Origin of the sequence: Reichenbachiella sp. MALMAid0571, from assembly GCF_040151475.1 — a bacterium.
Lineage (GTDB): Bacteria > Bacteroidota > Bacteroidia > Cytophagales > Cyclobacteriaceae > CAXBNB01.
The window spans coordinates 13,185-27,604 of sequence record NZ_JBDKWG010000091.1; the positions used below are offsets into that span (position 1 = coordinate 13,185).

The window sequence follows — 14,420 nt, forward strand, 5'->3', positions numbered from 1 at the left end:
TCATCATATTGCGCTCACATTAGCTTCTCTATGTATTTTTTTTACCAACCCCTGAAGTACTTTTCCCGGCCCACATTCGATAAAATCGGTTGCTCCGTCAGCTATCATCTTTTCTACGGATTGTGTCCATTTTACCGGAGCTGTCAGTTGAGCAATGAGATTTGATTTGATTTCGTTGACATCCTGATGAGGAAGTGCATCTACATTCTGATAAACCGGGCAAATAGGTTTACTGAATAAGGTATTTTCAATGGCTTCTGCCAATTCTTGTCTGGCAGGCTCCATCAGAGGAGAATGAAAAGCACCACCTACTGGTAGTGGCAAAGCCCTTTTTGCACCCGCTTCCTTAAGTTTTTCACAGGCTATTTCTATTCCCTTATTAGAACCAGATATCACCAATTGACCCGGACAGTTGTAGTTTGCTGCCACCACTACTTCGTCTATTGAAGCGCATACATCTTCTACCACTTTATCTTCAAGTCCCAAAATAGCAGCCATAGTGGAAGGGTTTAGTTCACACGCCTTTTGCATGGCAGCAGCCCTCTTGGAAACCAACATCAAACCGTCCTGAAATGTCAAAGTCTTATTAGAGACCAACGCAGAAAGCTCTCCCAGTGAATGACCCGCAACCATATCAGGTTTAAAATCTTCCGCTACCAAAGCAGCTATCACAGAATGTAGAAAAACAGCCGGTTGAGTTACATTAGTTTGCTTCAACTCTTCATCAGTGCCTTCGAACATTATCTTGGACAAGTCAAAACCAAGTATATCGTTGGCTTCAAGAAATAGTTCTTTGGCTTGGCTGTTGCCTTCAAATAACTCCTTACCCATTCCTGTAAATTGTGCTCCCTGACCGGGAAAGACGTATGCCTGCATATTTGTATAATTATCTAATATTAAAAGTTGCAAACATAAAAGAGATCAGATTGAAATTATAATTTGGAATCAGCAATTTCAGCATTTAATAAGATTATTACAATTCAAGAGTATCAAACCACATCCAAAAACCTACTTCTTAAGGCTGGTGTTGGGATAGCACAAGTATCAGATTTACCAAAAATAGCATACCTGTTTTTAGCAATAACATCATAAAAAAAATCCGTAATAAATCTGGGAAAAACCTGAAATACAGCTAACCAATTCCAAGGAGGTTTTAGAAATTTCGAAATTTCGAAAGCTGCCTTACTTTTCTTGAAAATCACATTATTATGGATAAAAACAATGCTTTCAAAGTCATTCGTTTTTTCGTTGTAAGAATGAAGTACGTTTTGACCAAAAGCAGACTGCAATGAAGCAAACTTCAACTCGCTCTGCCTTTCGTGCCTGATAATAAAATTTACAGAACTGTTGCAAAAATTACAGACTCCATCATACAAGACTATACTTTGATTGGTACTTATTTGAGAATCTGAACCCATCCGTTAAACACTTCATTTGCTTTTGATGAATCCAACACATCGTAAGTCACTTCAGCTATATAATAATAAACTCCTGCCGGCAACTCAATTCCAGAGTTGGTTTTACCATTCCAATTGATCAGAATGCTGTTGACACTTCCTTCTCTACCCGTACCAGACTCATAGCTAAAAATCACTCCCCCTCCTCTGTCAAAAACTCTGAAATCTACGGACTCAACAAATCTTGGACAATTTGCTAAATCAAAATCAGGAATGCTGATACCTTCAAAATTGTCAACGAATGGTGAAAACACATCGTTTTTACCATCACCATTAGGACTAAAAACATTAGGTAAAACAAAATTGGGGCAATTGTCATACATTATGGTATCTGAAGGCTGACTCTGATTACCTGACCTATCTACGGAAGTAATGTAGTAATACCCTTTAAATGAATCTAACCCTTCATGCGCAAATTGATTTCCTGTTTCATTTGCACCTACAATGACAAATGGCTCTTCTTTGGATTGTGAGTAATAAATATTAAAACTTGCAATGTCATCTTCGCATTCGCTGCTGAGATCCAATTCCCACGTAACCAAGTTGGAATAATCACTAAAAAAACACCCTTTGTCTTTGATAATCTCGGTACAATCCATCCCTTCATTTATTTTAAATGAAATTGGAGTACAAGGTGGATCCATATCATTCGGTTCTGCACAAACTACCTGAGATTTGTTGACCAAGGGAGACATAATCAATGGGTTTCCATAACTTCCATTGGTCTCAACATAATAGCAGTAATTATGCATTTCGTCCAAGGGAACACCGTTGAACTCCCCATCATCAAGAAACTGTAGTCCTTCCTTTGTCACTTCTGCCGAATCGATCAACACTAAGAAATCCGGATTATCCGGATCTACCCGATCACGGTAGATATAATGATACGGATAACTTTGTACTTCATTTGACCAGGGCACATTAGCATCCCACAACAATTGTATAGAATTTAACCCTGGTTCAAGTTCTAGTTTTACCGATGAAGCCGGAGTAGATGAATCCACATAAGTATTTCCTGAATTGATAAACAAGTCAATACGGTAGTTATACACCAAATCAGCAGTATTCAATCCTGTATCTGTAATTTGAGTTTCTGCTATTTTACCCAGGCTTACTTCATTTTGATTACCATCAAAACCTTCGCTTCTAAAGACTTCATAAGTGTATGGCGGAGGAAATTGAACCGGATCAATTTCAAACGGTTCCAACCATTCTACTTTTATTTGCCCATTAACTCTGTCTGTTTTAATGACATCCACTTTAATTGTTACCGGCGCATCTGCCAGAATTATATCACAGACCTCAGATGACACAACGCTTTCACCACCAGAAGGCTCTGGGAAAGTAGCCACTATCCGGTAGCAATAGTTTGCACCCGGAGCAAGTCCTTCTCCATTATTATCATCCCAAAATGTAGTTTTATAAATAACATTTTTGCTAGCATCGGTATATTTAATACTGTCTATCGTTGCTATCAATTCATATCCTGAGTTTTCAGGAATTCCTAAATTACATTCGTCAGGAATAAAATTATAGCTATCGACTCTTCTCCATATTTGCATTTTATCTGCATTACCACAGTTGTACTCATTCCAATCGAGTTGTATTGCCCTTCCGGTTTGTACAGTAGTAGATAAACCCGTTGGTGCAGGGGCATAAACTGTTATAGGTAAGGTTTTAAAATCGACCAACTTTGGGCCTAATGGAGGATTATCCGTTACTTTAAATTGTATATCGTAAGGCCTTTTTCTCACATGGCTACATTCTGTCTGCCATTTAAAATTTCCCGAAAGTGGTTGATTCCCAAAAACATCATTTGGTGTAAACGTTGCACGGTTGGTTGTAAATTCTAACGGGCCACCAAACGCTTCCAATTTCACCTGATGACCGTCCTGATCTATTCCACGTATCACCTCGTCAATTAAAGTACCCGCCTCAACACATATTGGATCAGGAATAATTACTTCTGGTCTATTGTTGTCGGTATCTTCTATTATGATTTGCATATCCCGGGTTACATACCCCAGGTTGTACCATACTCCCAGAATTAAGCGCCATTCCTGTACTATAAATGCTACATTGTATTCTCCTAAAAGCCCGGGGGCATCCCACACCAAATCCCCTGTAATGGCATCTATGCTGAAAGAAGGGGGGGCATTTTGATCTTCATTGGAGGTAGAATAATTATTACCGTAAAACTTTGGGTCATTGGGATCAACATATTCATCTACTTCCCTGTCCTTATATTGTTTAGGTACTACCAATTTAAAAGAAAGACTATCGCCATCAATATCAAAAGCTCCCGGATTATGAATGAATCTTGCTCCAACAGCACCTTCATCTATTGGAGGAACTAAAAATATCGGTGTATTATTTGTCCCAATAAAAGGGTCTATTAGCAATCTTGTTTCTACGTAAAATGGAGTATCAACAGAATGAGCCATGTTTTTCACATCAGCATTCCTGTTTTTTTCATTAAACCTAACTATATATGCTCCGGGTGCCTGAAATGTATGTTCAATCTCAAATACATTGTATGCAATCTGCTTTTCTGCATCGATTATCACTTCTCTTTGAAAAAACTGAGAGCCCTCTTCAATATTAATAATCGTACCATCTCCAAAATCAACTTCCCCTCCGCCAAATATGACATTTGAACCCGTATCTGTATATCCAATGATGGAAAACTTATAGGTAAGACTGGAAGTTGATATTCGCATAGCAATAATCTCTCCTGCCCTGATATGAGTAGCTTCTACCCTGCCATATGTGACAAGCGTTAATATGCTAAAAAATAAAAGAACAACCTTATTTCTTCTTGTCATCATTTAGTAAAATCCTTTTTCATTTCTAAATTCACTCCTGTTAACAACCCATTCGTCTGTCACCCCAAATCTACTGCCTAATAATTAAATTTTATTATTGAAACAGTTGATTTCAGCATTCTTTCCTCATTAATTAAAACATGATTTTAACTTCCTTATTATCAAATAACAATACAATAGTAATTAAACAGACGTCCGTTACTCCCTACAATCTATATCATAAAGTTGGTTTTCAAAGATAATAGTTGTTAAATCATAAATATCAAAAACACATTGTTTCCTTAGCAATCGAACTATATCTTTGGGCTGGAAATTTTAATACATAATCACATTTATTATATCTATATATGAGTTGGTTTACACAATTCTTTAGAAGTACCATAGGCAGAAAATTTACCATGGCACTTTCTGCATTATTTCTGTTGATTTTCCTCCTACAGCATTTTGCCATCAACCTTACCTCCGTGTTTAGTGAAAAGGCATTTAATGAGCTGTCTCATTTTATGGGGACTAATCCTCTGATTCAATTTGTAATGCAACCTATATTGATTTTTGGTGTGGTTTTTCACTTTGTAATGGGTTTTGTACTTGAAATAAACAACAGAAATGCCAGGCAGGTTAAATATGCCGTAAACAATGGAGCAGCCAACTCAACATGGGTATCAAGAAATATGATACTATCGGGACTCACCATACTAGGTTTTTTAGGACTTCATTTTTATGATTTTTGGATTCCGGAAATTATCCACAAATACGTGCATTTTGCACCAGAAGATTCCAACAGGTATTATGAAGAAACAATACATAAATTCACTAACCCTGTAAGAGTAGGAATCTATGTAATTTCTTTCATCTTTCTTATGTTGCATTTGCTACACGGTTTTCAATCCGCATTTCAATCGATTGGAGCCAGACACGCTAAATATACCCCTACAATAGTAAAAGCAGGAAAAATTTATGCCATAGCTATTCCATTAGGTTTTATTTTTATTGCCATTTTTCACTATATCCAATCTCTTTAATAAAAAGGTATGACAAAATTAGATTCCAAAATACCTGAAGGTCCTATAAAGGATAAGTGGACCAACCACAAAAACAATATCAAGCTGGTTAACCCGGCGAATAAAAGGTCTATAGATGTTATCATCGTAGGTACAGGGTTAGCCGGAGGTTCTGCCGCAGCTACCCTGGCCGAACTAGGCTACAACGTAAAAGCATTTTGCTATCAGGATTCACCCAGACGTGCACACTCTATTGCTGCACAGGGTGGTATCAACGCTGCAAAAAACTATCAGGGAGATGGTGATTCCACCTACAGACTTTTTTACGATACTGTAAAAGGAGGTGATTACCGATCAAGAGAGGCCAATGTTCACAGACTAGCTGAAGTTTCAACCAATATAATTGACCAGTGTGTGGCACAGGGTGTCCCTTTTGCAAGAGATTATGGCGGGCTTCTGGACAACAGGTCGTTTGGTGGTGTTCAGGTATCCCGTACTTTTTATGCCAAAGGGCAAACCGGACAGCAATTACTTTTAGGTTGCTACTCTGCTATGTCTCGTCAAATTGGTAAAGGGAAAATAGCAATGTACAACCGTCATGAGATGGTAGAACTTGTAATAGTAGATGGCAAAGCACGTGGAATCATTGCAAGAAACCTGGTTACCGGAGAATTGGAAAGGCATTCTGCGCATGCAGTGGTAATTGCCTCAGGTGGGTATGGAAACGTTTTTTTCCTTTCCACCAACGCTATGGGCTCAAACGTCTCAGCAGGTTGGAAGATTCACAAAAAAGGAGCATTCTTTGCAAACCCTTGTTTCACGCAGATTCACCCTACCTGTATTCCACAACATGGAGATCAGCAGTCTAAATTAACCTTGATGTCTGAATCCCTTAGAAATGATGGGAGAATATGGGTGCCAGCTAAAAAAGAAGATTCAGAAGCCATCAGAGCAGGTAAAAAGAAACCCACTGATATCGCTGAAGCTGACAGGGATTATTACCTGGAAAGAAGGTATCCTTCATTTGGCAACCTGGTGCCTAGGGATGTGGCTTCAAGAGCTGCCAAAGAAAGGTGTGACGCTGGATTCGGTGTAGGCACTAATGAAACAGGAGAAGCAGTTTATCTTGATTTTAGTGCCGCAATTATGCGTTACGGCCGTGAAGATGCTAATATTCATGGCCACCATGATGCTTCGGAAGAAGAAATAAAGACACGTGGAGAAAAGGTAATTGAATCCAAATATGGAAACCTTTTCCAAATGTATGAGAAAATCACAGCAGACAATCCATACAAAACACCTATGAAAATCTATCCTGCTGTGCATTATACCATGGGTGGTGTATGGGTGGATTACAATTTAATGACTACTGTACCCGGTTGTTATTGCATTGGAGAAGCCAACTTCTCTGATCACGGAGCAAACAGACTAGGTGCTTCTGCTCTGATGCAAGGATTGGCGGATGGCTATTTTGTACTCCCTTACACTATTGGAGACTATCTGGCCAATGACATCAGAACAGGAGCAATTCCAACTGACACTTCAGAATTTGAAGAAGCAGAAAAATCTGCACAGGAAAAAATAGATTTTTTCATAAACAATAATGGAACTAAATCTGTAGATCATTTCCATAAGCGATTGGGTCATGTGATGTGGAACAAAGTGGGAATGGCCAGAAACGAACAAGGTTTAAAAGAAGCTATTACCGAAATTCAGGAAATACGGGCTGAGTTTTGGAAAGATGTAAAAGTACCAGGCACAGCAGATGGTATCAATCAGGAATTAGAAAAAGCAGGAAGAGTCGCAGATTTTCTTGAACTGGGAGAATTGTTTGCCCGAGATGCTCTGGAAAGAAAAGAATCTTGTGGAGGTCACTTTAGAGAAGAATACCAAACAGAAGAAGGAGAAGCCGTAAGGGATGATAAAAACTTTACTCATGTCTCTGCCTGGGAATATCAAGGAGAGCCCTCTGAAGCAATAATGCACAAGGAAGAATTGAAATACGAAAACATAGAACTAAAAACACGTTCTTACAAATAATAAAGGTATGGCAGCAACCGAAGGATTAAACTTAACACTAAAAGTTTGGAGACAAAAAAATAGCCAGGACAAGGGCAAAATGGAAACATATCAGGTATCTAATGTATCACCTGATAGTTCATTCCTTGAAATGATGGATATTTTAAATGAGCAACTTGTAAACGAAGGTGAAGAGCCCGTAGCATTTGATCACGATTGCAGAGAAGGTATTTGTGGTATGTGCTCTCTATTTATCAACGGAGAGGCACATGGCCCCAGTGATCAAATCACCACCTGCCAACTGCACATGCGTGAGTTTAAGGATGGTGAAACTATTTATATTGAACCATGGAGAGCTAAAGCGTTTCCTGTAATTAAGGATCTGATGGTAGATAGAAGTGCATTTGACAGAATTATGGCTTCCGGTGGTTTCATTAGTGTAAATACATCAGGGAACACTCAGGATGCCAATGCTATTCCTATTGACAAACACGATGCTGACGAGGCTTTTGATGCAGCTACATGCATTGGTTGTGGTGCATGTGTAGCCAGTTGCAAAAATGCTTCAGCGATGTTATTCGTATCTGCCAAAGTATCGCAATTTGCATTACTGCCTCAGGGAAAAGTAGAAGCCAAACAACGTGTAGAAAACATGGTAGCTCAAATGGACGAAGAAGGCTTTGGAGCTTGCACCAACACTGGTGCTTGTTCAGCCGAATGTCCAAAAGGAATTTCTCTTGAAAACATCGCACGAATGAATAGAGAATTCATAAAAAGTAGCTTTAGTTGATACAATTCTCTTTTCAAAAGGAACCAAAAAGAAAGCCTCAAAGTTGAACTTTGAGGCTTTCTTTTTGAGTAAGTATTTAGTTCCTTATTCAGCCCCGGATGCTGCCTCAAGTTCATCAACCTTATCCAAAATAGCTTCCGCTTTGTCATACATTTTAAGCTGCTTGTACATTTGCATTAACGCCCTAAGCCCATCCACATCTTCTTTACTTGAGTTGGCTTTTTCCATATAAGGCAACCCTTTAATTAGAATTTCATCGGCTTTTTTAGTCAATGCTGGTCCCTTTTTATTGTACGAATTTAAATCCATATCTCTTACCTGATCATAATATTCCTTAGCCTGATTAATATAGATCGCTCCTGCGTTATAGTTAGCTACATAGTTATCCGATTCAAGCTCAATTACTTTCAAATATTCATCCAGGGCAAGTTGATAGGTTGCAGCTGCTTCATCTTTCTTCGTAGCATCATCAGACAAATTACTGGCAATATTATCGTACATAATAGCCAGATTTAAGTGAAGGTTGATATTAGTAGGATCTTCTTTGATAGAAGCAATCAATTTATCTTTTGCCTGATCAAGTTTCTTCAGGTTGATCAAGATGCTAATTTCCTCTTGTCCAAACCTTGATTCCATTGGATAAGCCTTCTGTGCTCTTTTTACCACTTCTAATGCCTTTTCTTCATCCGTATTAACAGCTCTTTCAATGTAAATCAAAGTCGAAAACACATCTGCACTAGCATAACCCAATTGTTCAAGCTTATAGTAATGTACTGCAGTATTTTGGTAGTTCTCGGCTTGTTGAGAACATACTCCTGCATAAAGAAGAGTCAAAGAATCTTCCGGCTTAACCAATAACGCATCAGTGAATTTTGCATAGGCCTCTTCGTATTTATCTTCCGCATATACAGTCCCTCCATCATTAATGAATTTACCCCACATGGCATCTATATTAGTTGAAGAAAGCACGCTATTAGGAGAGCTGTCTTTATCCATTTCCATTACTTTTTCATAAGCCTCTACTGCCTTGGCAATGGCTTCACTATCCAAGCTGCTTACAGCCTCATCGTCACTGGTTGCTATCGCCTGATATATTCTTCCTCTTTCAAACCAGGTTTTGGATTTTGCGGCGTTTTTTTCAATAGTGATGGCCACATCTATTTCAGCTTTTGCACTGGCAAAGTCCCCTTTGGATAAATATGCAGATGCTTTAGTTACCGATCCTTTTTGAGCGTGGGCTAAACTCACAGTCAATAGGATCAGACATAAAAATGCTAACTTTCTCATGATTACGTTATTAAGTTATTCGATTGATTTCTTTTTATTTAAAATTAATTTTCGTTGTTGTCGCTTGTTTCATTGCTGTCACTTGCATTTTCAGGGTTTTCTTCGGATTCAGCCTCTTCATCCCCCTCAATATTCTCTATTTTTTCTACTGATGAGATACTATCTCCTTCACCCAGTTTTATAAGCCTGACACCTTGAGTTGCCCGCCCCATAACTCTTAAACCGCTAATTGCCATTCTTATTGTAATTCCTGACTTATTTATAATCATTAAATCATCAGAATCTACAACTTCTTTGATAGCAACCAACTTACCAGTCTTATCAGTAATATTGAGTGTTTTCACTCCTTTACCACCTCTTTTAGTAATTCGGTAATCTTCTATTGAAGACCTTTTACCATACCCATTTTCAGAAACAACAAGCAGATTGGCTTCTTCCCTATTGACACAAACCATACCAACGACACAATCATCAGCCCCTTCCAGAGTTACTCCCTTCACCCCTGCGGCTGTTCTTCCCATTGGTCTTACATCAGACTCATGAAAATGAACTGCTTTCCCTGATTTTTTAGCGATTATGATATGATTATCCCCATTGGTTAAACTTATATCTAAAAGTTTATCTCCTTCACGGATAGTAATTGCATTTATACCATTTTGTCTTGGCCTGGAATAAGCCTTAAGGCTAGTTTTTTTAATAACTCCATTTTGAGTACACATTATGATGAAATTGTTGTTAACATAATCTTCATCACCCAAAGTTTTGACATTGATTACAGCTCTAATTGAATCTTCAGATTCAATATTGATTAAGTTTTGTATAGCACGCCCTTTGGCAGCTTTTGTTCCTTCTGGTATTTCCCATACTTTCTTCCAGAATACCTTTCCAAATTCTGTGAAAATAAGCAAATAATTATGGTTCGAAGCTATAAATAAATGCTCTGTAAAGTCGTCTGTTTTCGATCCTGCTCCTTTAGAACCTCTTCCTCCCCGTCCTTGGGTCTTAAATTCTACAGATGGTGTTCTCTTGATGTAACCTTCATGAGAAATAGTGATCACCATTTCTTCATCAGGGATCATATCTTCAGCTGAGAAATCTTCAGCACTGTACTCTATGTTGGATCTTCTTTCATCTCCATACCTCTCTTTGATCTCCCCCAGCTCTTCTTTGATGATGTCCATTCTCATGCCTTCATCAGCTAAAATAGCTTTCAAATGTTCGATCAATTCCATGATTTCTTCATACTCTTTCTGGATTTTTTCTCGTTCGAGACCAGTAAGTCTCTGCAATCTCATTTCCAGAATCGCTTTGGCCTGAATTTCTGACAACCCAAATTTCTCCATTAAACCGGTTTTGGCTATTTCCGGATCTCTTGATTGCCTGATCAGAGAAATAACTTCATCAAGATTGTCAAGAGCAATCAAATACCCTTGTAGAATGTGAGCTCTCTTTTCTGCCTCGTTCAACTCATATTGAGTTCTTCGCACAATCACCTCATGTCTATGATCGACGAAATAACCTATTATCTCCTTCAAGTTCAGAGTATGTGGACGACCTTTTACAAGAGCCACATTGTTGACACCAAAAGAAGATTGTAGTTGAGTATATTTATATAGATTGTTTAAAACAATATTAGGAATAGAATCCTTTTTAAGATCATAAACGATTCGCATTCCATCCCTATCAGACTCGTCACGAATATCACTAATACCTTCTATTTTCTTATCATTGATAAGTGCTGCAGTCTTTTCAATCATTGAAGCCTTATTGACCTGATAAGGTATTTCTGTTACAATGATCTGTTCTCTACCAGTATTGGTAGTTTCAAATACTGCTTTTGCCCGCATCACAATCCTTCCCCTACCAGTCTCAAACGCTGACTTTACACCATTGTAACCATATATCGTAGCACCTGTAGGAAAATCAGGAGCTGAGATATGCTGCATCAATTCTTCTATGGTAATGTCTTTGTTTTCAATATATGCTATTGTACCGTTGATAACTTCTGTCAGGTTATGCGGAGGCATATTTGTGGCCATACCCACTGCAATACCACTGGTACCATTTACCAAAAGGTTCGGTATTTTAGCAGGAAGTACCGTTGGTTCTTTCAAAGAATCATCGAAGTTGGGCTGGTAATCAACTGTATCTTTGTTGATGTCTGCCAGCATTTCTTCTGCAATTCTCTTCAGCCTTGCTTCTGTATATCGCATTGCGGCTGGTGAATCTCCATCCACTGATCCGAAGTTTCCTTGTCCATCTACCAAAGGGTATCTCAATGACCACTCCTGAGCCATTCTGACCATCGTATCATAAACAGATGAATCACCATGAGGGTGATACTTACCAAGTACCTCTCCGACAATTCTTGCAGATTTTTTATACGCCTTGTTGTGCAGGACTCCTAAGTCAAGCATCCCATAAAGTACCCTTCTATGTACGGGTTTCAGACCATCCCTAACATCAGGTAAAGCACGTGAAATAATTACAGACATTGAATAATCAATGTATGCTCCGCGCATTTCGTCTTCGATGTTTATAGGAATTATATTATGATCTCTAAGGGGCAAATTTTCGTTATCTCCGTCAGCCATATTTCTTTAAAATATTCATGCAAATTTCCGCACGCAATTTAGGTAAAAATATATCGAAACGCACTAATGCTTGAGTACTAAATGTTTGTATTTTAGAATAACGAGAATTAAGAAAGTCAACAACTCTTTTATTCACTCATGCGGCATTTGTTTGGCGTTTAAACAGAATGAAATAACGTTCTAAATGCTATTTGAAAAACAGAAGGTTAATAAGGGTTGATTTTCTTTTTGTTCTTATTTTTATACTTCCATAGTTTTCTATGGTTTTCTCCGACCTTAGGATTTTGTATTTTCCAGATTGGTTGTCCTCTTACTTCCATATATCTGCCTGTTGCCGGATCTGTAATCACATGTTTCAGTTGAACATGATCGCTTTTTATTGGGCTTCTGGGTATTTCGGGGAAAGTAATACTTATTCCCAGTTGCACAAAAAATGTAGGTTGCTTGTGCGCAATGGTTTTTCCTGTACCTGGTATAGTAATTTTATAATTTTTAAAATCATAAGAGGGTTTTAATACAACCCTGAAATACTCCGAAAGGTTTTTTTCTATAGAAATTCCGAAGTTAAAATACATTCCCCTCTGAATGAGTGCGGAATTAAAATTGCCGCCGGCATTAAATTTTCCAACCTGTAACTCACCTGCAAATGAATATTCCCAGAAATCATAAAATCGATAGCCTATTTCTCCCCAGTATCTTTTATAAAAAGTCGATCCGAAATTGGGTTGATATTCCCGTATTCCGAGAGATTCCACACTTTCGTTAGGTTTGAACGATTTGATTTTATGGTATTCAAACATGTAACCACCGCCAATTCTAAATTTCTTATAGTTGTACCTCAATGATAGTAGTATCGGGATACTCAACCCTTTACCTGCGAATTGCAACCCGAGTGAATCTGCGTTGAATATTTCCATGTCAGACTTTAGCAATGGATTGTTGACCGGATTGACTATGGGTTGAAACGGAACATCGAAGGAATCCACTTTGGTAATCGTTTGAGCCAGTAACGGATTGTTTAACCAGTCGCTGTACACATCAAATTCATTTCCAAGAGGTTGTCCATCATTGTTGGCAATGTATTGATCTGTAGGTGTTTGTACCAGATAAAATCCTTCCAGGTTATGCTTGTATTTGGTACTACCATACCCTGTAGTTACCGTAAATGAAAAGTTGTTGAGAATCTTTCGTATGGGGCTTCTGTATATGTTTTCCGGATTTATTTCATACTCCTGAGCCAGAGTAGATAACATTGACAATTGCAGAAGCAATAAAAACGATATGATAATTCTTGTTTTCAAATAACTACAGGAAGTTCTATTGGCGAAGCTATCATGTTTTACCTACAATAATGTAATGTCAAATACAAGAACTTTATATGGGGCAACTTTAGAGGCATATTCGGGAATAACCTGTAATTCGACCAACTCATCACTCAAATATGAGGGAATTACTCCAACACTCTGTTGGTACGCCTGTGCTGATGGAATAATCAAAAGTGCCCGTTCTCCTTTTTCCATCTCAGCTATTCCTAAATCCAGCCCATCCATTACTACTTTGGAGTCAAAGTTGAAATCAAAAGTATCGTTCCCACTGGTTCTGTCAAATACTGCATCGTCTAAAAATGATGCTATATATGTGGTACTAATTTGTTCTCCTTTAATTGCTACCTCATCTTCATTCCCTTCACTTATTCGTTTGTAATAAACACCTGAGGGAAGGAGTTCGACTTTATCAGTTGGGTTTTTGACCAGATCATCTAATTCTTTGTCGGCTATATAATCATTGATGAGTGTTTCTTCAATGTCCTGCTGATCTTGTTCATTTTCAATCAATACAAGTTCTACTTCTATCTCGATAACTGAATTAGCAGGAATCAAAGTGGAAAAAGTCAATTCGCCATAGGCCAACCCTGAAGGAATGAGAAAAGTATAGGTCTCTCCCTCTTTCATAAAAGCCAGGCCAATGTCTAGTCCAACAGGCACAATGGAATTCACCCCCTGCTTTAGTTTGTATGGGTCTTCATTTTGAGATAGTAGGATTTCATCTATCACCTGACCATTCAAAACCTTGGCTGAATAATAGATAGATAAAATACTACCCTTAACTTGCTGAAGGGCACCTGTAGGATTCTCAACTACCGGATAGTAAAAAATGCCGGACCCATCCTCTGTTGCTGTAATATTATTTTCAGTTAGATAAGCTTCTATCAAGGCTTTGTCAATACTTGTCTGGTCTTCCAGAGTAGGTTCAGGGTCGTTTCCACCTCCACAGGCACTCAACAATATATGACCTACGGCAACAATACCAAGTAGCTTTTTTATCGGACTAATTTTCACACCTGTTTTATTAAATATCAAATTTGAACTATCAACGGGGTAACTTCAATTTAATTTTTACTACTCTGGTATATTTCTTCTCAAATGAATAAATATCAATTGAACAAC

At 38.2% G+C, this 14,420-nt stretch carries 10 protein-coding genes; 3 read left to right on the top strand and 7 right to left on the bottom strand.

Features of this window, described 5'->3' with window-relative positions; translation table 11 throughout:
• Positions 1-3: 3 nt before the first annotated feature.
• From fabD to AAOP42_RS02900, 3 genes are all read right to left on the bottom strand, one after another.
• Positions 4-876, bottom strand: coding sequence for an ACP S-malonyltransferase (gene fabD / locus AAOP42_RS02890; protein ID WP_349526957.1), 873 nt, complete (start codon positions 874-876; stop codon positions 4-6).
• A 113-nt stretch (positions 877-989) separates the two neighbouring features.
• The gene (locus tag AAOP42_RS02895; RefSeq protein ID WP_349526958.1) at positions 990-1,418 is read right to left on the bottom strand and encodes a thiol-disulfide oxidoreductase DCC family protein; all 429 of its coding nucleotides are present in this window, start codon (positions 1,416-1,418) and stop codon (positions 990-992) included.
• The gene (locus tag AAOP42_RS02900; protein ID WP_349526959.1) at positions 1,397-4,285 is read right to left on the bottom strand and encodes a T9SS type B sorting domain-containing protein; all 2,889 of its coding nucleotides are present in this window, start codon (positions 4,283-4,285) and stop codon (positions 1,397-1,399) included. Before AAOP42_RS02900 ends, AAOP42_RS02895 begins: the two co-directional genes overlap by 22 nt.
• A gap of 344 nt (positions 4,286-4,629) precedes the next feature.
• Here AAOP42_RS02900 and AAOP42_RS02905 point away from each other — a divergent pair, with 344 nt between their 5' ends.
• Genes AAOP42_RS02905 through AAOP42_RS02915 form a run of 3 tightly spaced genes read left to right on the top strand, consistent with a single transcriptional unit; the run spans position 4,630 to position 8,092 of the window.
• A complete protein-coding gene (locus tag AAOP42_RS02905) occupies positions 4,630-5,304 on the top strand; it encodes a succinate dehydrogenase cytochrome b subunit (RefSeq protein ID WP_349526960.1) in 675 nt (224 codons plus the stop codon).
• Positions 5,305-5,313: 9 nt separating this feature from the next.
• The gene (locus tag AAOP42_RS02910) at positions 5,314-7,323 is read left to right on the top strand and encodes a fumarate reductase/succinate dehydrogenase flavoprotein subunit (RefSeq protein WP_349526961.1); all 2,010 of its coding nucleotides are present in this window, start codon (positions 5,314-5,316) and stop codon (positions 7,321-7,323) included.
• 7 nt (positions 7,324-7,330) lie between these two features.
• Positions 7,331-8,092, top strand: coding sequence for a succinate dehydrogenase/fumarate reductase iron-sulfur subunit (locus tag AAOP42_RS02915; RefSeq protein WP_349526962.1), 762 nt, complete (start codon positions 7,331-7,333; stop codon positions 8,090-8,092).
• An 84-nt stretch (positions 8,093-8,176) separates the two neighbouring features.
• Here AAOP42_RS02915 and AAOP42_RS02920 read toward each other — a convergent pair whose 3' ends face one another.
• The 4 genes from AAOP42_RS02920 to AAOP42_RS02935 form a co-directional block, all read right to left on the bottom strand.
• Positions 8,177-9,379 carry a tetratricopeptide repeat protein gene (locus AAOP42_RS02920; protein WP_349526963.1) on the bottom strand — a complete coding sequence of 401 codons (1,203 nt, stop codon included), beginning with the start codon at positions 9,377-9,379 and terminating at the stop codon, positions 8,177-8,179.
• A 44-nt stretch (positions 9,380-9,423) separates the two neighbouring features.
• Positions 9,424-11,973, bottom strand: a complete 2,550-nt coding sequence (gyrA, locus tag AAOP42_RS02925; RefSeq protein ID WP_349526964.1) for a DNA gyrase subunit A — start codon at positions 11,971-11,973, stop codon at positions 9,424-9,426.
• Positions 11,974-12,179: 206 nt separating this feature from the next.
• Positions 12,180-13,274 (bottom strand): hypothetical protein, encoded by a 1,095-nt coding sequence (locus tag AAOP42_RS02930; RefSeq protein WP_349526965.1) that lies wholly within the window; start codon positions 13,272-13,274, stop codon positions 12,180-12,182.
• A 42-nt stretch (positions 13,275-13,316) separates the two neighbouring features.
• On the bottom strand, positions 13,317-14,333 hold the full coding sequence (locus AAOP42_RS02935) for an FKBP-type peptidyl-prolyl cis-trans isomerase (RefSeq protein WP_349526966.1): 1,017 nt from the start codon (positions 14,331-14,333) through the stop codon (positions 13,317-13,319).
• Positions 14,334-14,420: the final 87 nt, after the last annotated feature.